This window comes from Pseudobdellovibrionaceae bacterium (assembly GCA_019637875.1).
In the GTDB taxonomy this organism is placed as follows: Bacteria; Bdellovibrionota; Bdellovibrionia; order Bdellovibrionales; family Bdellovibrionaceae; genus JAHBUW01.
Window position 1 is genome coordinate 375828 of sequence record JAHBUW010000002.1, and the last position, 18780, is coordinate 394607.

14 protein-coding genes are annotated in these 18780 nt (G+C 54.7%); 10 read left to right on the forward strand and 4 right to left on the reverse strand.

Annotated features, from left to right (window positions below; all coding sequences use genetic code 11):
* Positions 1–79 precede the first annotated feature (79 nt).
* The 3 genes from grpE to KF767_04630 are packed head-to-tail and all read left to right on the forward strand — an operon-like array spanning position 80 to position 3417.
* Positions 80–595 carry a nucleotide exchange factor GrpE gene (grpE, locus tag KF767_04620; protein ID MBX3017149.1) on the forward strand — a complete coding sequence of 172 codons (516 nt, stop codon included), beginning with the start codon at positions 80–82 and terminating at the stop codon, positions 593–595.
* Complete coding sequence (locus KF767_04625) at positions 595–1611, forward strand: DnaJ domain-containing protein (GenBank protein ID MBX3017150.1); 1017 nt, start codon at positions 595–597, stop codon at positions 1609–1611. The genes grpE and KF767_04625 overlap by 1 nt, the downstream gene beginning before the upstream one ends.
* Before the next feature lie 57 nt (positions 1612–1668).
* Positions 1669–3417, forward strand: a complete 1749-nt coding sequence (locus KF767_04630) for a penicillin-binding protein activator (GenBank protein MBX3017151.1) — start codon at positions 1669–1671, stop codon at positions 3415–3417.
* On the opposite strand, the gene KF767_04635 is transcribed toward KF767_04630, so the two are convergent.
* Positions 3414–4367 (reverse strand): hypothetical protein, encoded by a 954-nt coding sequence (locus tag KF767_04635; GenBank protein MBX3017152.1) that lies wholly within the window; start codon positions 4365–4367, stop codon positions 3414–3416. The two genes, KF767_04630 and KF767_04635, sit on opposite strands and share 4 nt — an antisense overlap.
* A 215-nt stretch (positions 4368–4582) precedes the next feature.
* On the opposite strand from KF767_04635, the gene KF767_04640 reads away from it, so the two are divergent.
* The 4 genes from KF767_04640 to KF767_04655 all read left to right on the forward strand — a co-directional run bounded on the left by KF767_04640 (position 4583) and on the right by KF767_04655 (position 8713).
* The gene (locus KF767_04640; GenBank protein MBX3017153.1) at positions 4583–4966 is read left to right on the forward strand and encodes a TraR/DksA family transcriptional regulator; all 384 of its coding nucleotides are present in this window, start codon (positions 4583–4585) and stop codon (positions 4964–4966) included.
* A gap of 156 nt (positions 4967–5122) precedes the next feature.
* Entirely contained in the window at positions 5123–5479 is a 357-nt protein-coding gene (locus KF767_04645) for a TraR/DksA C4-type zinc finger protein (GenBank protein MBX3017154.1), read from the forward strand.
* Between the two features lie 255 nt (positions 5480–5734).
* The gene (gene lon / locus KF767_04650) at positions 5735–8149 is read left to right on the forward strand and encodes an endopeptidase La (protein MBX3017155.1); all 2415 of its coding nucleotides are present in this window, start codon (positions 5735–5737) and stop codon (positions 8147–8149) included.
* A 192-nt stretch (positions 8150–8341) separates the two neighbouring features.
* The gene (locus KF767_04655; GenBank protein ID MBX3017156.1) at positions 8342–8713 is read left to right on the forward strand and encodes a hypothetical protein; all 372 of its coding nucleotides are present in this window, start codon (positions 8342–8344) and stop codon (positions 8711–8713) included.
* 138 nt (positions 8714–8851) lie between these two features.
* Here the strand turns inward: KF767_04655 and KF767_04660 are convergent, their stop codons facing one another.
* From KF767_04660 to KF767_04670, 3 genes are read right to left on the reverse strand one after another with little or no spacing between them, the layout of a single operon-like run.
* On the reverse strand, positions 8852–9343 hold the full coding sequence (locus tag KF767_04660) for a hypothetical protein (GenBank protein ID MBX3017157.1): 492 nt from the start codon (positions 9341–9343) through the stop codon (positions 8852–8854).
* Complete coding sequence (locus KF767_04665) at positions 9343–12543, reverse strand: hypothetical protein (protein MBX3017158.1); 3201 nt, start codon at positions 12541–12543, stop codon at positions 9343–9345. Before KF767_04665 ends, KF767_04660 begins: the two co-directional genes overlap by 1 nt.
* Before the next feature lie 28 nt (positions 12544–12571).
* The gene (locus tag KF767_04670) at positions 12572–12775 is read right to left on the reverse strand and encodes a hypothetical protein (GenBank protein ID MBX3017159.1); all 204 of its coding nucleotides are present in this window, start codon (positions 12773–12775) and stop codon (positions 12572–12574) included.
* 791 nt (positions 12776–13566) lie between these two features.
* Here KF767_04670 and KF767_04675 point away from each other — a divergent pair.
* The 3 genes from KF767_04675 (at position 13567) to KF767_04685 (ending at position 18745) form a co-directional block, all read left to right on the forward strand.
* Positions 13567–14748, forward strand: a complete 1182-nt coding sequence (locus KF767_04675; GenBank protein MBX3017160.1) for a tail fiber domain-containing protein — start codon at positions 13567–13569, stop codon at positions 14746–14748.
* Positions 14749–14934: 186 nt separating this feature from the next.
* Complete coding sequence (locus KF767_04680) at positions 14935–17268, forward strand: DUF1588 domain-containing protein (protein MBX3017161.1); 2334 nt, start codon at positions 14935–14937, stop codon at positions 17266–17268.
* A 7-nt stretch (positions 17269–17275) separates the two neighbouring features.
* The gene (locus KF767_04685) at positions 17276–18745 is read left to right on the forward strand and encodes a DUF1552 domain-containing protein (protein MBX3017162.1); all 1470 of its coding nucleotides are present in this window, start codon (positions 17276–17278) and stop codon (positions 18743–18745) included.
* The last annotated feature ends 35 nt before the right edge of the window (positions 18746–18780 follow it).

Genomic DNA, 18780 nt, shown 5'->3' on the forward strand with positions numbered 1-18780 from the left:
GCCGTCAAACCCATGTTGTCCAGAGTGATTTTCAGAGGGAAACTCGAAAGAATTTCCCGTTTTATTTTGAGGAGGATACGTGTCGCAGAACAATTCGAATTCCGACGAGGCTCAAACCCAGTCCGATTCCCAAGCCTTGATCGAGGATCTGCGCGCGCAAGTCGAGAAGTTCAAGAACGACTATCTGTATCTGCGCGCCGAATTCGATACCTACCGCCGGAACGCGATCAAAGAACGTGCGGAGCAAACCAAGTACGGCGCCGAGCGCCTGGTCGGCGATCTTTTGAGCGTCATGGATAACTTTGAACGCGCGCTCGAAACGCGTCTGTCCGCAGAAAATTTCGCGAACTACGCGAAGGGCGTCGAGATGACCGCCCATGAGTTCCGTCAAACCTTGCAACGCCATGGCGTCACGGAGATTCCGGCCTTGGGACAACCCTTCGACCCCAATCACCACGAAGCACTGACCTCGGAGACCACGACGGCGACTCCGGCGGGCAACGTGCTGCGTGTCTTACGCAAGCCTTATAAACTTCATGACAAAGTCATTCGGCCCGGTCAGGTCGTCGTGGCCCGGGCCCCGGAAGAGAACTGATGGCAACCAAGCGTGATTACTATTCCGTCCTGAACGTGGCCCGTAACGCCACCGCGGACGACATTAAAAAGGCCTACCGTAAGCTCGCGATGAAATATCACCCGGACAAAAACCCGGGTGACAAGAAGGCCGAAGAGACCTTCAAAGAAGTCAGCGAAGCTTACGAAGTTCTGAGCGACACCAAGAAACGCGAAATGTACGACCAGTTCGGCTTCGCGGGCGCGAACGCGGGCTTCGCCGGGGCCGGTGCGGGCGGCGGCGCTGGCGGAGGCTTCGGCGGATTCCAACAGGGCGGTTTTCAAGGTGGCTTCGGTGCCGACAACGAAAACTTCCAGGATATCTTCGGCGATATTTTCGGCGACGTCTTCAGCAATACCCGCGCGGGCGGTGGCTTCCGTGGCGGCGGCCAGCGACGCGCACGCGGCGCGGATTTACGTTACACGTTGAATATCAGTTTTGAGGAGTCCGCAACCGGCACCGAGAAAACGATCCACTTCATCCGTCAGCGCACCGGTCGTGACGAAACGGCGAAACTCGCCGTGAAAGTCCCCGCGGGCGTGAAGCAGGGCCAGCGCTTGCGCCTCGCGGGCGAAGGCGACTCGGGTTTGAACGGCGGCGCGGCGGGCGATCTTTTCGTGATCATCAATGTGCAAGAGCACGCGCTCTTCACCCGCGACGAAGACGACGTGAGCCTCGAGCTTCCCGTCAGCTATCTGGACGCGATTCTGGGAACTTCGGCCGAAGTGCCGACACTCACCGGCAAAGTCCAGCTGAAGATCCCCTCGGGCACGCACAGCGGCCAGACCTTCCGCCTGAAAGGAAAAGGCTTTCCCAAAGCGGGCGGCTTCGGCAGCGGCGATATGCTGGTGAAAATCATGGTTGATACGCCGAGTCCGAGCGAAATCACCGCAAAGCATAAAGAACTTCTCGAAGAACTGGCCAAAATGTCCTCGACCACTCCCCAAGTGAAGGCTTTCCAGGATAAAGTTCAACAGATCGCAAAGACGCGGAAGTAAACGCGTCCTTGAAAAGCCGCGCAAATAAGCGCGTCCCCCTGACTGCGAGGAGCGAGCATGAGGCCTGTGACGTTGACCAAGACTTTGATTTCCACCGGCCTCGTCCTGCTTCTCAGCTCGTGCGTCAGCACCGCTCCCCGGGGCTCGACATCGAAAAGCACCCGCACCACGGAACGGACGGCGCCCCCCGGTGTCGGTGTTCGTCCGCAGAAAACCCCGCCCGGCGGGACGGTCACCGAAGATTTCAATCCCGTGAAAACCGCGCAGCTGCTGTACGACGCGAAGGACTACGCCAAACTGCAAAGCTTCACGAAGCAGACGCTGGAAAATCCGAACCTCAGTCCAAAAGAACGCGAGTCGCTGTGGACCTATCGTCTGCGCGCCTGGGAAGCCACCAACGACGTGAACACGTTGATGGTCACCCCCATGGGAGATACCGAGCTGTCGCTGCTCTCGCGCGAAGCGAGCGCCCCCGCCTTCCGCGCGGCGCTGGCGTTGAAACTCGGTGAATCGAAACTCGATGAGCGCAAACAGGAAGAGGCCCGCGAGTACTTCCAACAGGTCGTCCAAGAGAACGCGACGCCCGAGCTGACCCAACGTGCGCAGGAATACCTGAAGAATCTGGACACGCTTCGTAAAGTCGAACCGAAAACAATCGGCGTGGTCCTGCCGCTTTCGGGCCGCACCGCCTCGATCGCGCAGCGCACGTTGCGCGGAATTCAACTCGGCTTGGGCCTGGACGGCTCACCGAACTCGAGCTTCCGGTTGGCCGTCATGGACTCACAGGGTAACCCCGAGGTCGCCCGTCGCGCGGTCGAGCGTCTCGTCACCGAAGACAACGTCATCGCGGTCATCGGCGGTTTGCAGTCGAAAACGGCCTCGGCCGAGGCGGCCCAAGCGGCCGAACTTGGCGTACCGACGTTGAGCCTGTCGCTCAAGTCCGGAGTGACCGAGCTGAGCCCGCTGGTTTTCCGTAATTCCCTCACGACCGAGATGCAGGTGCGCCGCTTGGTCCGCACCGCGATGGAAGGCAACGGCTTCAAACGTTTCGCGATCCTGTATCCGAACGACGCCTACGGGGTCGAAGCCGCGAATCTTTTCTGGGACGAGGTCCTCGCCCGCGGCGGACAGATCGCGGCCGCGCAAACCTACTCGGCGAAAGAAACCGACTTCCGCGACGTCGTTTCGCGTTTGGTGGGCACCTTCCACGTCGAGGCCCGCAACGAAGAGTTCCGTGCCCGCTCGAAAGAGATGACCGACGCGGCCGCCGGCAAGTCGCGTTCCGCACGTTTGAACACCAAAGAAAACGTCCTGCCTCCGCAACTCGACTTCGACGCGATCTTCATCCCCGACAGCTTGAAAGCCTTCGGCCAGATCGCCGCGACTTTGTCATACAGCGAGGTTCGCAACGTGAAACTTCTGGGGACGAACTTGTGGAACGTCGACGGCTTGGCGAAACGTTCGGGGAATTTCGCTTCGAATCTGATTTTCGTGGATAGCTACTCGGCGAAAGATTCGCGCTTCCAGAACTCTTCGTTCGTGCGCACCTACCGCAAAGAGTTCAACGCCGATCCTGGACTGTTCGAAGTGCAGGGCTACGATTCGGCGCTGATGCTGCGTCAGTTGATTTCACAGGGCGCAAGCTCGCGCACGAGCCTGGCGAAGGCACTGACCGATCTGCGGAATCTTCCCGGACTTCTGGGACCGCTCTCCGTCGGCGAAGACCGCGAGGTCCTACGCCCCGTGGTCGCGCTCACCGTGGAAAAAGGCGAAATCCTGCCCTGGAAGGCGACCCGCACTCCTTAAAAGGCCAAGCACTCCGCTTGGTCTTTCGAAAGCGCCTGGTTGAAGACGACGATCTTCGCGACGGCGCCCGAGCACTCCTCGTTCGCGACCTGCGTATCGTCTTTGAAGAAAATCATTTCTTTCGATGAATTCAAAGTCGACCAAGATCCGGAGTCGCCGTAACTCCATTGCAGTTGGCGATTCACGAAACCCGTAATTTCGCCGCCATTCTTACTGTAAGTCACCCATGCGTACTGGTTACTCGACACCCGCGCGGTGCCGCTGTTGAAATTGTAGAACTGCAAATTCCGCGAAGTCCCCGACCCGTACATGTATAGACCCGTATCCACCGAGTTCTGTTTCAAGTCGAGGATGCGCGCCCAAGTTCCCGAACAATTCGCGGCGTCTTGATAGTTGAAACGGAATAGCACGGCGACGCTGTAGTTCTGCGCGACCAAACCCGCGATGAACTTCAAACCCGCACCCCGGCCGAACTGCAAAACCTTGCGATTCGTACCGCAAACGGACTCTTGAACCAGACTTTGACTGCCCGACAAACGCGTCAGTCGCGATGCGGTCGACGAAAAGCTGACCTCACTAGAGGACAGCGACGCCGAATTGAAGTCGAAAACATAGCCGGTGGCAGGCTGCCCGACCGAGCCACAGCGTGCGGGACGGGGCGCGCAAAGATCTTGGATCGCACTCGCCTTTTCGCAAAGCCCCGAAGCGTTCTCGTAGTACCCGTTATTGAAATCGCAGATGCACGCCCCATTGGGGGAGCGAACTTTATTTGCGCCGCAGGCAGTGATCGGTAGGGAGGAGGTCGGAGGAGCAGGGGGTGTCGGCGTTTCGCCCTGGGCCTCCGGGTCAGTGGAAGCGGACTCTGTGAAATTCGCGCCCGGCGCGCAGTTTTGGAAACCCCAAACGGTCACCAAAACCAGAATAACGGTGATGAACCACGACTTTCTCACGGCTTCCCCCCGAAAAATCAGTGTAACCGCAAGCGGCGCCCAATCGAAATGGGGCGTTCGTGGTGGCTCAAAGCGAGACAGGATCGAATACAGCCGGTGCCCAAAATCGCCATGACTGAGATATCAAAACAATTGATGACCGCACCTTAACCCGACGGAGGCGTTCATACGTCTGAATGCCCAAGAAGCGGCGATGCTTCGGAGGGGGGATTCAGATGACGACGGAGACTGTTTCAAAAGACCTGATGATGGAGTGCCGGACGAAACTTTTGCGCATGAAGGACGAGATTATGAATCGCTCCCGCATGCACCGCCAAGAGTTCGACTCGTTCGAAAAAGGGAGTGGTGATGAGATCGACGTCGCCGTTGCGCAAATCGCGGAAGATCATTTTCTGCTGACGCAAGATCGGATGCGCCGACAGTTGATGGAGATCGAATTCGCACTGGCCCGTATCGCAAATGGTGAATTCGGAATGTGCGAAGAAACGCAAGAACCGATCGAAATGGAACGTCTGCTCGCGATCCCTTACACGCGTCTGAGCATCGAAGGTGCAGAGATTCGTGAAGCGATGAAACGCCGGACGGCCACGTCGCTCTAGGCGTTCCGGCCGTCTGTGGATAACTCTAAAACGCGGCGTTAAATTAGAGCCCGAATTCAATGCACCTGTAATTTTTTAGTGACACCGTTATCGGTTTTTTGAAATATCCCCCTCGCTGAAGCTCTTGGGCAGTGCCATTCATCGTAAGGGGGAAAGATGATGAACGGAACCGACCTGAACGATCTTCGTGGATTTCTGCTTTTGCAGAAAAGCCGGATCCTCAACAAGAGTGTTGAGTTTCGGGCGGAACAGATGAAGGACCACGAGGACACAAGCGACGAGGCCGATAAGGTTTCGATCGATTTGTCTCTCAGTTTGTCCATTCATTTGCACGAACGGGATCGCTCGTCGTTACTGATGATCGAAAAAGCATTGGGTAAAATCTCGGATGGCACCTACGGCCTCTGCGAGGCCTGCGGCGAAGACATCCACGTCAAGCGTCTGCAAGCTCGACCTTTCACTGCTCTGTGCATCTCGTGCATGGAAGAGCAGGAAGAGAACCAACTTTCTTAATCCGAATTTTCTAGACTCGCGAGGGCCGGTTGCACCGGCTCTCAATACGACCAGTGGCGAGTTTCTCTGGACCAACGACTTTAAAAAACGCCCTTTTCTCAACGGATGAGCTCGTCTGACATGGATGTCAGGCCTTCGCAGATCCTTCATTTCCGGACGTTTTCCAGCCGTCTGGCTCCTTTAGGGATTCCACTTCGGCACCGATCAATCTCATACGTTGGAGACTATTTTCCCGCACCCTGCGGAGGAGCAAGTATGAGCTTTGATGACAAGGTCCTCGAAATTCCCGCGACACTACCCATGTTACCTGTCCGGGACATCGTGGTCTTCCCCTACATGATTCTGCCTTTGTTCGTCGGCCGCGAGGGTTCAATCCGCTCGGTTGAAGAAGCATTGGCGAAGAATCGTCTGATCTTCCTGGCCTCACAAAAAGAGATCACGGAAGAAAACCCCACCGCCGACACGATTTATCAGACCGGCACCATCGCGATGATCATGCGCATGCGCAAACTCAGCGACGGTCGCGTGAAGATCCTGATTCAAGGTGTGGCAAAAGGACGTATTAAATCTTACGTTCGCACCAACCCCAGCTTCGAAGTCGCGATCGAGAAGATCGAAGAAAACGCGGCGGGAAATGCTCCCGTTGAAGCGGAAGCAATGATGCGCACGGCGAAAGAACAGATCGAAAAGATCATCGGCCTGGGCCGCGTTCTTCCTCCGGACATCCTGTTGGTTCTTGATGATGTCACCGATCCCGGTCGTCTTGCCGATTTGATCGCAAGCAACCTGGGCGTTAAAGTCAGTGAAGCTCAACGCGTCCTGGAAACTTCGGATGCGAAAGAGCGCCTGAAACTGGTCAACGAAATCCTGGCGTCGGAGCTCGAAGTTCTGCAAATGCAGGCGAAGATCCGCACGACCGCGAAGGATGAGATGTCCAAGTCGCAGCGTGAATATTTCCTCCGCGAGCAAATGCGCGCTATAAAGAGCGAACTCGGCGAGAACGACTCGAAGTCCGAGGAAATGGAAGAACTGCGCGACAAAGTGATCAACTCCGGCATGCCCGCCGCGGTTGAAATCGAAGCCCTCAAACAACTGGGTCGTCTGGAGCGCATGCATCCCGACGCTTCGGAAGCTTCGATGGTTCGCACCTATCTCGATTGGATGACCGATCTTCCTTGGAATAAAAAGACCGAGGACAATCTGGACGTGCACCGCGCGAAAACGATCCTCGATGAAGATCACTACGACCTCCAAAAGTCGAAAGACCGTATCCTGGAGTTCCTGGCGGTCCGCAAACTGAAATCGACAATCCGTGGACCCATCCTGTGCTTCGTTGGCCCTCCCGGCGTTGGTAAAACTTCGCTCGGTAAGTCGATCGCACGCGCCATGGGCCGTGAGTACTTCCGTATCGCTCTGGGCGGCGTGAAGGACGAAGCGGAAATCCGCGGTCACCGCCGCACTTATGTCGGCGCGATGCCCGGTAAAGTGATCCAGGCGATGCGCCAGGTGAAGACTTCGAATCCCGTGATCGTTCTCGATGAGATCGACAAGCTGGGTTCGGACTTCCGTGGTGATCCCTCGGCCGCGATGCTCGAGGTCCTCGATCCCGAACAAAACTCGACGTTCCGTGATAACTATCTGAACGTGGATTTCGATATGAGCAACGTGCTCTTCATCGCGACCGCGAACGTTCTGGAGAACATCCCGCCGGCACTCCGTGACCGTATGGAAGTCATCCACATCCCCGGTTACACCGAGAACGACAAGCTCTTCATCACGAAGAAGCACTTGATCGATCGTCAGATCGAGGCGAACGGGATCACGGACCAGAACATCAAGTTCACCGACGAAGGCATCCAGTATCTGATCGCGCACTATACGCGTGAGTCGGGTCTGCGTAACCTCGAACGTGAAGTCGGTTCGGTCTGCCGTAAAGTGGCGAAACAAGTGGTGATGGGTGAAGCGAGCTTCGTCGAAGTTAACGCCGCAACCGTCCCCGAACTTCTGGGCCCCCCGCGCTTCTTGCGCGACGAAGCGATGCAAGAGCCGCACGTCGGTGTGGTGACAGGCTTGGCTTGGACCAGCGCCGGTGGCGAAGTCCTTTACGTCGAAGCCCTGAAGTATCGCGGCAAAGGCGGATTGGTACTGACTGGACAGCTTGGCGATGTGATGAAGGAATCGGCCCATGCGGCAATGGCTTACGCCCGCGCCCATACCGAAGAGCTCAACATCCCCGATGATTACTTCGACCGTTGGGATACACATATCCACTTGCCCGCAGGCGCCATCCCCAAAGATGGTCCCTCGGCCGGTGTGACCATGTCGACCGCGCTCGTCAGCTTGATGACCGACACCCCCGTTCGCCACGACCTGGCGATGACCGGTGAAGTCACTCTGCAAGGCCGTGTCCTTCCCGTCGGTGGAATTCGTGAGAAGTGCCTGGCGGCCCTCTCGCAAGGAATCAAAGACATCGTGATTCCGTTCGCGAACCAGAAGGACCTCGCGGATATTCCGAAAGAGTTCAAAGACAAGATGAACTTCATCTGCGTCGAGAACTTGGACGAAGTCTTCGCGGTGGCATTCGACAAGAATGCCAAGACCACGAAGAAGACCGGTAATGCTAAGGGCGCGCGCAAGGGCAAAGGCTCGGCGGCGGCTTCGGCAGCGTAGTCTAAAACCTATTGTTAGTTGTTGTTGTTTGTTCCTTGTTCCAACGTATGACCCATCGACTGTGCTCCAGTCGGTGGGTTTTTTAGTTTCGCGGTCCCATCAACGGTTGCAGAAACTTAATGATCACCTGGACTCGTGTGGAACTCAGAAGAACCCGTAACAAGGGGTACAACAATTCCTTATGGAGGATCGATGACCCCGAAAACAAAACCCTACTACTTCGGTGATTTGAAATTTGAAGCTTACTGCCGTCCCGCTGGTCTTGGCTGGGAATGCGGTCTGAAGTTCAAGGGTGAGCCCGTTTTCGTCGGTAACTTCGTTCACAAGCCCGAAGCCACAATGTGGTGGAAGGAAATGAACAAGTACATGACCCAGTTCTGCAACAAGTACGACTACATGGAAAATGCTCCCACCACTTGGTACCCCAAGTTCGTGAGCCACTACATGTACAAACACTACTACACTTTCCTCGACAAAGTGTTCACCGCGCACAACCGCACTTACGCAAAACACTTCACGACCGACGTGAAGAAGTACAAAAACTACGTCCGCAAATCCGCTTAATCCGCGGTTTTAAAGATGTGTTTGGAGAGGGGAGCTGTGAGGCTCCCCTTTTTTATTTTTTGGAATGGCTGGCTTACGCTACAACGAAATTTTCTTCGGACTAAGGCTGCAATCACTACAACTGTGTACGAACGAAAACTACTCAACGATTCTTACTGTCTCGACTTCCGTAGGAATACCATCAACCACGCGAATAAGTGAATATCTCACCTCTTCTAACGGAATAACAACCTCGCCAGAGAAGATATTCAGGTCTTGAACGTTTCTTGCGATCACATGGTCAAACTTGTAGTTCCCGTTCTTCGATGTGAATTCCGTGAATGCTAGCATTGAACTTGATATTTCGTTCTCACGTCTTACCCGTATAAAAGAAAATTCCTCTCGTTCTTCGTAGCGAAAAGCATATTTAAGGAGTTTAAACTCTTCGTGCTCCGATTCTTTAAGACTCCAACGAATCGACTCGGCCACAACCTCTTCAAAAATCGAATCAGCAATTCTATCCCATCCGTCGTAACCAGAAAATCGGTCATCGACTAAGCCTACTTGCCCCATAGGCTTCGCAACACTCTCCAAGCAATCACATGCAACTTCCATCAGCGCATGAACACTAGTTTCAAAATTTTTCCGCATCAGTCACCCTTCATGCACTTGAGAAGATCGAGCTCTTCCCTCGTTGGAGGACGTTTCGGACCAAAGCCTCCACTTGGTGTTACAGGTTTTACGCGGCCCCCCGTAATGTCTAAAACAATTCTCCCGCTACCATCTGTAATGTAAATTCTTCCACCACTTCCTTGAACCACGCTGTTGGGGGGCCCTTGAAAATTTTTAACATTGCCTCCGCTTCTTCCTCCCGCAACTTTAATATCAGGTCTAATATCCAGGACACCCCCGCCAACTCCACCCGTAGTACGAATTGAATCGCTGGCTCCGCCGAGTTCCGGGGACTTCCTACTCAACCCAGACTCATCAACCCAATTAACGGGGTCCCCCTCAACGTATCCATAAAAATTCGTATCCCCGCCTGCCAGAAGAATGGGATCCATCGTGGTCCATGTCTCTGTCTTCGCGTCGTAGTTTCGTACCCCAAACCGTGTGAAGCCCGTCTCCGGATCCCAAATCCCGCCTGCAAATCCGTATGGCTGGAAACAGCTGTTCGTATCCCGAACAATGCGACCTCCAGCGATGTAGTCGATCCTTTGAGCGACCGCCCCGTTCAAGGTATTCACTACCAGACGAGGTGATCCTAAGTGATCAGTCAAAATGCGGAACTTCTGTCCCTCCGTTATCATATAGGCGGGCGCGTTCGTTCCAAAGGCATGCACGTACGTTTTGGTGATGTGTCCATTTCCGTTGTATTCGGCAGCAATACGTCCTTCACTTTGATAAAGATATCCGCGCTGAAAACTTCCATTCATCTTCGTGACAGTTAGACGAGCAAATCCATCATCCTGATAAGTTTTTGTGACTCCTCCAGTTTGGGCGGTGCGGAGACTAGACGTGACGTCATATTCATAGATGCTTGATCCACCGACTAACGGACTCATTGATACCCGATCACCTAACGGGTTGTATGTGTAGAGGATACTACCCAAAGCGGTGATCCTGTCGCGTGAGTCATAGCTCGCTGTAAAAGTTGTGCCCCAATTCGAGCCGAACGCCCTGTTCCCGTTCGTGTCAAATACTCGGCTGTTGACCGTAATCCCGTCCTTTTTCACTTCAACGAGTCGGCCGTTGTCATCATATGCATAGGCGTAAACAGCCGTCTCGCCCAGAATGTTTTCGGTCAGCGTAACAATCCGACCGATTGAATCCCGACCAAGAATATAGGAATAAAGCAACGTCGGTGGCGCACTCCCAGCAGAGGAAAGATGAGCCGAGTATCCCGACACACGTCCATAGGAATCAAAAATCGATTCGTCTTGAACGTTATCTATCTTACTACCGGTTATTCGACCAGAGCCATGGTCAGTTGTTAACTCTAGGTCACCAACTTGTGTGACCCGCCCGCCTGCATTCCGCACGTAAGCGATTTGAGTTGAAATATTCGGGTCATTTCCGAAGATCCTGCGGACACTAATGCGATGAAGATTATCGTACTCCCATTCAAGTTTCGCATATCGGAAGTCCGTATTCACATCTCTCAGCTCCTCAGAACGAATCATCTCTCCATAGTAACTGAAGACGCTTTTTACTCCCTCACCGTTAAACGTATTCTCAAGTGACAACACCAAATCTGAGTTCATCATGTAGGTCGTGGTTATAGATTGGCTCCCACCACTCATTTTCCACGGAAGACCTGAATTAAAATATGTATAGGAGACTTGGCTTCCTGTCGGAAGGTGAACGGAATTCAGTTGTCCGTCTGCATCGTAAACAATATGGGTTGTATCGAATACACCTAGGCTTAGCGGAGCCCTATAGCTTTTCAAAGAACCCATTACGTCGTAACTAAACAAGTGCTTGAGCTTACCCGCAACCTCAAAACTCGTAACACGTCCTTTCGGATCGTATTCGTAATTCGTCATTGTACCGTCAGCAGAGAGCACCGAAGTTGCGTTTCCGTTCGCATTGTACAGGAACTGTGTAACTTGGTTCAGCGAATTAGTAATTGACTCCACGAAACCTTGGTTATTGAAAGACAGGTTCTGCAACAGACCGTCGGCACCCTGGATCTGCGTCACCCTACCGTGCGCGTCGCGGCTCAAAGTCATCGGAACATCATTTCCGACCTGATATGCGGTCATCTCCTCATTTTCATTTAGGCTTTGCTTTCGAATCCCGGAAACGGATGAATTTGTGGTTATCTCTCTTTGAATGCGATCCCAAGTCGAGATGACACTTTCTCCTCCGCGCGAAGAATTTGTCGTTAGCGTAGAGTATGAGAAAAAATCTGTATTTGACGTTGGGGAGGGCTGTACCTGCCTAACATGGTTTGTTACTGCCGTGGTAGAGCCATATGTCAGTTCGGATGTAGATGGGCGACGCAATAAACTTCCGAAGCGAGGGTCATATACTGTACTGGTCCTCTCGGAACGAAATACGCTATTAAACTCCGTACTCCCATCCTGATCTTCCTCATAGCTTGACTGTTCTCCTGTTGGTAAACTCATATGACGCGCATAAGTCGTTCCGTCGTTGGAGAAATTTTGGATTGTCGTCCGTCCCATGCCGGTTTTAAAACTTACGGACTTTACGGTCCCGGATAGGCTGCTTGTGATCTGCCAAGACTTTCCTCCAACATGATTCTCTGCAGTTAGCTCCCCGTTTTCGTTGTAGCTATACTCTGCAGTCGCCGAGTCCTTGTGTACGATCTTCGTGACTAAATCATCAGCTCCATATTGGAACTGAACGCGGTGGCCCAATGGATCGATCAGCTCTGATATCCTACCCTCGGGGTCCCTCATCAAATTGTTCACTTGACCAAACGGAGAGGAAACTGACTGAAGACGCCCTTGATTGTCTCGACCCATTTGGAAGTTGTTACCGTAATGATCTTGAACGACGGAGAGATGACCTGCCACATAGTAAAACGTAAACCTTGTCGTTCCCAAGAGAGCATTAAGTGTTCTAAGGTGCCTTCCTGAATTCGAAAACACAAAAACTTCTTCTCCCGATCCTCCAACGACATATCTCTCATTTAAACCAACGACTGAGTTTTTCGCGAAATGAGTTCTTCCATTTCCAAGATAGATCTTCTCATTTACTGCATCGTAAAAATGATGGACAGCAAAGGTAAAACCTCGATCCACGAAATCCGTCTGCACCGATATCTGGTTATTCGCCCCATAGCCCGCCGCAAAGTCTGAGCTATAGACCAAATCAAAAGGCACTCCTACTAGTTCGAATCTTTCACTGAAACTAAGATTCTCCGCTTTGATTTCCGAGCCCGGCATCAAGCACTGTTGATTCGGACTCAACGTGGGCGTAGGCGTGGGCGTAGGCGTAGGCGTAGGCGTGGGCGTAGGCGTAGGCGTAGGCGTGGGCGTGGGCGTAGGCGTAGGCGTAGGCGTGGGCGTGGGCGTAGGCGTGGGCGTGGGCGTAGGTGTAACCCAACTGTTGCATTCGGGTGTCTCGTTCGCCCAATAACAAGGATTAACACTATCGTTCATTATCAGACGAATGTCGTAGTACTCGACACCTGTAGGTAAAGAGCATTCGATCTCAACATCATAATGAGGAAAATCGGGAGTAAATTCACCCTTTACCCACATTTCATCTCGCACACGCCATGCCACCACTCTGCTATCCGATGTCGCGCATCGATACTGAAAAACCATGTAGGAAAAACCTTGAAATACCGTAAATTCGTTTTGCTCACGATAGACATTAATCGTATTCGAGTCCACCGGGCGTAAAATTGCGTTGATGTTTACATCAGGACTGAACCAGGGAGCGATTCCATCACCTGCAATTGCACCAATCGGAACAAGCACAAGAACCAAAAACCGATTTAGTAGCGTCGTCACTCAAACCCCCTCATTACTTCAGCTCAAAGAACATTAGAAAGAATCTAGCTCTCAAAATTCTGACAACCTTTGGATGAAAATCATTACGCTCTTGAATTCACACAATTTGCCGTCTTGATATGCGATCTTCGATCGAATCCAACAACATCCAAATCGACCAATCTTCAGAATTAAAATTAGGAACAATAGAGATTCAAATGGCAAACTTTTTTCCATTCTATGTTTTCTCAGTTAGTAATTCTTAATCAGATCACCGTGAAATTAGCATTTTTTAAGTTCGTATTATCTTAAATAGGTCGAACGAAAAATAGTTGGAAAGTTCTGGACGACCGAAAAACTATCCCGAAAGATTTATTCTCGTATCGAAAACAAAAATGGAGGCGCATCTTGTTCCGCAAAATTAAACTACAGCTGACTTCGACAATAGTTTTCGCTTTGGTCGGTGTTCTCACTCACTCAAACTCCGCTTTTGCACAATGTGCGAATCTGTTATGTGCGACACATGACATCTATTTACCTACTAACATTATCAATAGCAGCGCGCTCCCTTCTCTTACGGTCATTGGTGGAAATGTAGGGATCGGCACAAATACACCGACTGCAATTCTCGACATCCAAGCAACCGGTGCAAACTCGGCCATCATCGTTCCGCGAGACTCCACCCTGAACCGACCTGTTGGCGAAGCGGGTATGATCCGCTACAACACCGATCTGAGCCAATTCGAAGGATTCACCAGCAGCGGCTGGGGAGCCATTGGCGGTAGTGCGGGAGGAGGATCCTCCCAATGGGCTGATACCGTATCAGGAATCTCCTACGGCTCCGGAAATGTCGGGATTGGTACAGCATCACCGGAAGGAGCCCTAGACGTGCGCGGCTCCCTGATCGTCGGAGTGCCGAATACTCAGATCAGCAATCCATATGCTGTCGTCGTCGCTAAAGCGAGCAATAACCCGCACATCATCCTCGAGCAAGCAGGCGTAAATACCGGAGGTCTCGCCCTCACCGCCGACGACCTCGTTTTCGGCAGCGAGCTTGGAGGGTTCATCTTCCGCACGGGAGTGGACTATAACGGAAACTTCACCGCGACCGGAAACGAGGTCATGCGTATCAGCACTTCCGGCAATGTGGGAATCGGTACTAATTCACCGTCACAGAAACTGCACCTCGTCGGTAATCTGCGCGTACAAGGCAGCACCGACTGCACCTTAGGAAATGGGTCCGGCGGAACCAGTTGCTCCTCAGATCTGCGACTTAAAGAAAAAGTCACCCCCATACAGGGAGCTCTAAAGAAAATCAGCACACTGAACGGCGTCTCCTTTCAGTGGAACGATTTGTCCCTAAGCCCCGGGCGGCGGGATATCGGTGTTATCGCGCAAGATGTAGAGCAGGTATTTCCCTCGGCCGTTTCTACGGATGAGGGCGAACCCTATTACAAGCGCGTTGACTATGCTGTGTTGATCGCTCCGATGATCGAAGCCATCAAGGAACTCAAATCGCAAAACGAAGTGCAGAGCCTCCTCATTCAGAAGCTTCAAGCGCGCGTCTCGCAACTCGAAACCCAACGCTAATCTCCAGACTTCAAAAACCTGATTCACAGAAAAAGGGAGAGTCTCGCTCTCCCTTTTTCATTTCGAGACACGTCACGTGCGAAGCTCGCCCCCTGTTGAGACTGTCGAAGAATTGTGGGGTTGGCGGTTCCTTGGACAGTCTATACTGGCGGAACATCGTCCAACCGCCTGCGTAGGGGTTTCGTTTTGAAACGTTCCGTGATTTACAAGCTGGTTTCGGTTTTCGCGCTGATTAGCGTGAGCCTCAGCTTTCAAAACTGCGGTCGCTTCACCGAGCCCGGATCGTTTTCGGCGTCGATGCCTTCGAACGCGAACCTCATCGAACAAGTCGCTCAAGGTAAAGCGCTTTACGCGAATCACTGCGCCTCTTGCCATGGTGAAGTCGATACGTCCGGCAAACGGGATCGCACGCTCACGCAGATCCAATCCGCGACCGCCACCGTTCCGCAGATGATGTTTCTGACCCAGAGCCTGACCGGCGCCGATATTAAGCTCATCGCCCTGGCGTTGGGTCACAAACCGGGCGACGGGATCGCGAATCCCTATCTGTGCGACGCGAACACCGATCCGCGTCCCTCGGATCTGCGTCGTCTGAGCCGCCGCGAGTATCTGGCGACGCTGAATCTACTGACCGGCGGCTTCGTGACCCTCGACAATGCGAGCTTCGAGATCGACGCCCTGCCTTCGGACGCCGTGACCGAGATTTTCGACGTTCAGGATTCTTCCGTTTCGGCGGCACACGCCACGGCCTTCTTCCGCGTCGCCGATAAAGTCGGCCAGATCTTTTCGACCTCCAGCACTTGGGTCAACAACCACGCCTGCTCGGGGACGGGCATGAATGACGCCTGCTGGTCGAACTTCATGCGTCGCTTCGGCAAAGTCGCTTTCCGCCGCGCCCTGAACGCCGAAGAGCTCACTGCCTACCGCGCGATTTACAATACCGAAGCCTCGGGCGGTAAAGCCGCGGGGATTCACGCGGTGGTCTCGACCATGCTTCAGTCCCCGCACTTCCTTTACAAAATCGAACTCGCGGGCTCGGCCGTGAACGGCCGCGAGGATCTTTTGTCGCTCACACCCTATGAACTCGCCAGCCGCCTGGCTTTCACGGCGACGGGCCGCGGTCCGGACCTCGCCTTGATCGAAAAGGCCGAGGCCGGTCAGCTCGCCAACGCCACCCAGTACGCCGAGATCGCGCAAGGGCTTTTCACCAGCGCTTCGGGCCGCAATCAGGTCCGCGAATTCTATACGCAGTGGCTGGGCGTCAACCGCTTGCCGGTGTCCAACCACTCGGATTGGTTCTTGAACGGCGTCGCGCCGAACGAACTCCGTTCCGAAGCCGCGCAAGAGATCCAAGACTTCACCTCGTATTACACTTACGACGTTCCCGGAACTTACTTCGACCTGATGACGTCGGACCGCAACTTCGTGAAAGGAAACGCGCTCGCGCAAGTTTACGGAGTCGCCGGCCCGGGCGGCTCAGGCCTGAGCGTCCAGATCGAGGCCGAGGCCATGACGCCCTCGACGGGTGGCGGAACCGGCGACGGCTGGAACTTGTGGTCGGACGGAACACTCACCAAAACCGCGAACCTACGCGCGGGTCGCACTTTCCGCGTGAACGCGCGGATGCGGGCGGACCTCGCCGGCGGCGTGGGCGCGAACTTCCGACTGCTCTTCGGAAGCCAAGTCATCGGAACCGGAACCGTCACCTCGCCCACGGATTACGCGGATCACATCTTCACCTTCACCGCGAATCGCGAGAACGCGGTCGTTTCCATCGCCTTCACGAACAATGCGGAAGTGAACGGGATGGACCGCAACCTCTACGTGGATTTCATCCGCTTCGACGAACAGCTCGGCCCCGGTGAGGATCGCTCGAAGTTCCCCTTGGGCCAACGCCCGGGCGTCATGAGCCGGGTGGGCTTCATGATGGGCGCGACGAACCAATCGAGCCTCGTTCACCGCGGCTTGATCCTGCGCAGGAACATCCTTTGCGACGTCATCGGGCATCCGCAGATGACCGCCGAGACCGCGGAGCTCTTCAAACCGCCGACCCCGGATCCGACGCAAAGTTTACGGAATCAAATTGAGTCGCGCACGAACTCGGCCAGCTGCGTGGGCTGCCACTCGAAGATCAACCCGGCGGGTTTCGTCCTGGAAAACTACGACAGCCTGGGCCGCTACCAGAGCGTCGAAAAGGTTTACGATTCAAACGGAAATCTGCTCGCCCAGCACCCCGTGGACGCCTCGGCGGACCCGAACGTCGATTCGCAACAGGATCCGCGGGTCACGGGATTGCTCGCGATGACCGATACCATAAGCAGAAGCACGCGTGGCCCGAGCTGCCTGGTGCAGCAGTGGTCGACGTACACGAAAGGACGCAAACCGAGCGCGCAGGACAACTGCGAGCTTAACCGGTCGCTCTCGCAGCTTCAGACTTCGGGGGGCGGTCTGCTCTCGATGATGAAGGCGACCGTGATGGATTCGAACTTCCGCCTGCGCTTGCGCGGGCCGGTTCAGTGAGGTGGGCATGAAAATCGATCCGAAAACACGACGCGCCTTTCTGGTCGGTAGCGGACGCACGCTCATGGCTTTGCCGTTCCTGCCTTCGATCATGCCCCGCGCGATGGCGCAGTCGGGCCCCGTCATCAAAAAACGTTTCGTCATGATCCATAGCGGTCACTGCCAGGCCGTCGAGCAATGGTTGCCCGATCCCGCGCGCTTCACGTTCACCGAACGCACGAACGGACGCGAGGTCGCCTTGAGCTCGATTCCCGGCACGATGTCGCCCGTCTTGGGGACGCATTTCGACGCCCTTCGCTCGAAGCTGATCATCCTTTCGCGGATGGACCCGACGACCACGATGCCGAACCACAATCCCGAGTTCCTGTTGACGGGGGGAGTTCTCTCCGAGTCGGCCGACTCCCTCGATCACGTGCTCGCGGCGAAGCTCTACGCGACGGCGCCGCTCAATCTGCATGTGCGCTCGGTGTTTGACCAGTACAACTCGGGCTCTTTTCACGTCAGTGTCCGCAATAAGTCCTATGTGCCCGGTCAATTCAACCCCCGCGCGGTTTTCGAAAGCATCTTCGGGAACGGCACGCCCGCCGCGACGCCACGGCGTCAGCTGCTCGCGGTCGATCGGGTCCTTGAAGAGATGCGGGCGCTCAAAGCGAACCGCAATTTGTCCTCGGCGGACCGGCAACGCCTGGATCAACACACCGAACTCGTTTTCGACGTCGAAAGAAAGTTGAATACGCCGGCGGTCATCCTGCCGGGTTGTTCGAACCTGACGGGGCCGGCGAGTTCGCCGGTCGGCTCGACGAATTCCGCGTCCTACCAGGTCGTCCTCGATCAGATGTTCGACGTGCTCGAGCTTTCGATGAAGTGCGGGCATACGCACGTCGCGACTTTGATGATGCACATCTACGACTACTTCGCGGGGAACGTCGGCTTCATTCCGGGCATCCCGAACACCGTGCGCGTGCACGAAGACATCGGACACGCCTCGGAAGATCCCTCGCACCGTCCGCTGAAGCTTCTTTGGAGCCAGTTCCTGTCCCAACGGGTCGCGCGCTTCCTGACGAATTTGAACAGCGTCGAAGACACCAATACGGGCGCCACCTTCCTGGATAACTCCATCGTCGTCTGGGGGAACGATCAAGGCGCGCTCGAAAATACGGTCGCCCACAACTCGCAAAATATCCCTCTGCTGATCGCGGGCAGCGCCGGCGGCTTCCTGAAAACCGGCAAATACGTCGACTACGGCCCGGCTTACGCCGCCAATCTGCGACGCCCCGTGGGCGGCGACGAAGGCCCCTACCGCCGCGGCCGTCCCTACAATCAGCTGCTCGTCACCATCGCCCGCGCGATGGGCCTTCAGCCCGCCGACTACGAAACCAACGGCGTGCAGGGCTTCGGCTTCTACGGCCCCCGCACCTTCAGCCACGACTATCTGGGCGGCAACCACCGCCGGGATTTGCTGCCGCTGATTACTTGATGGGTCGGATATGGGTGGGCCTATCGTGCCTGCTC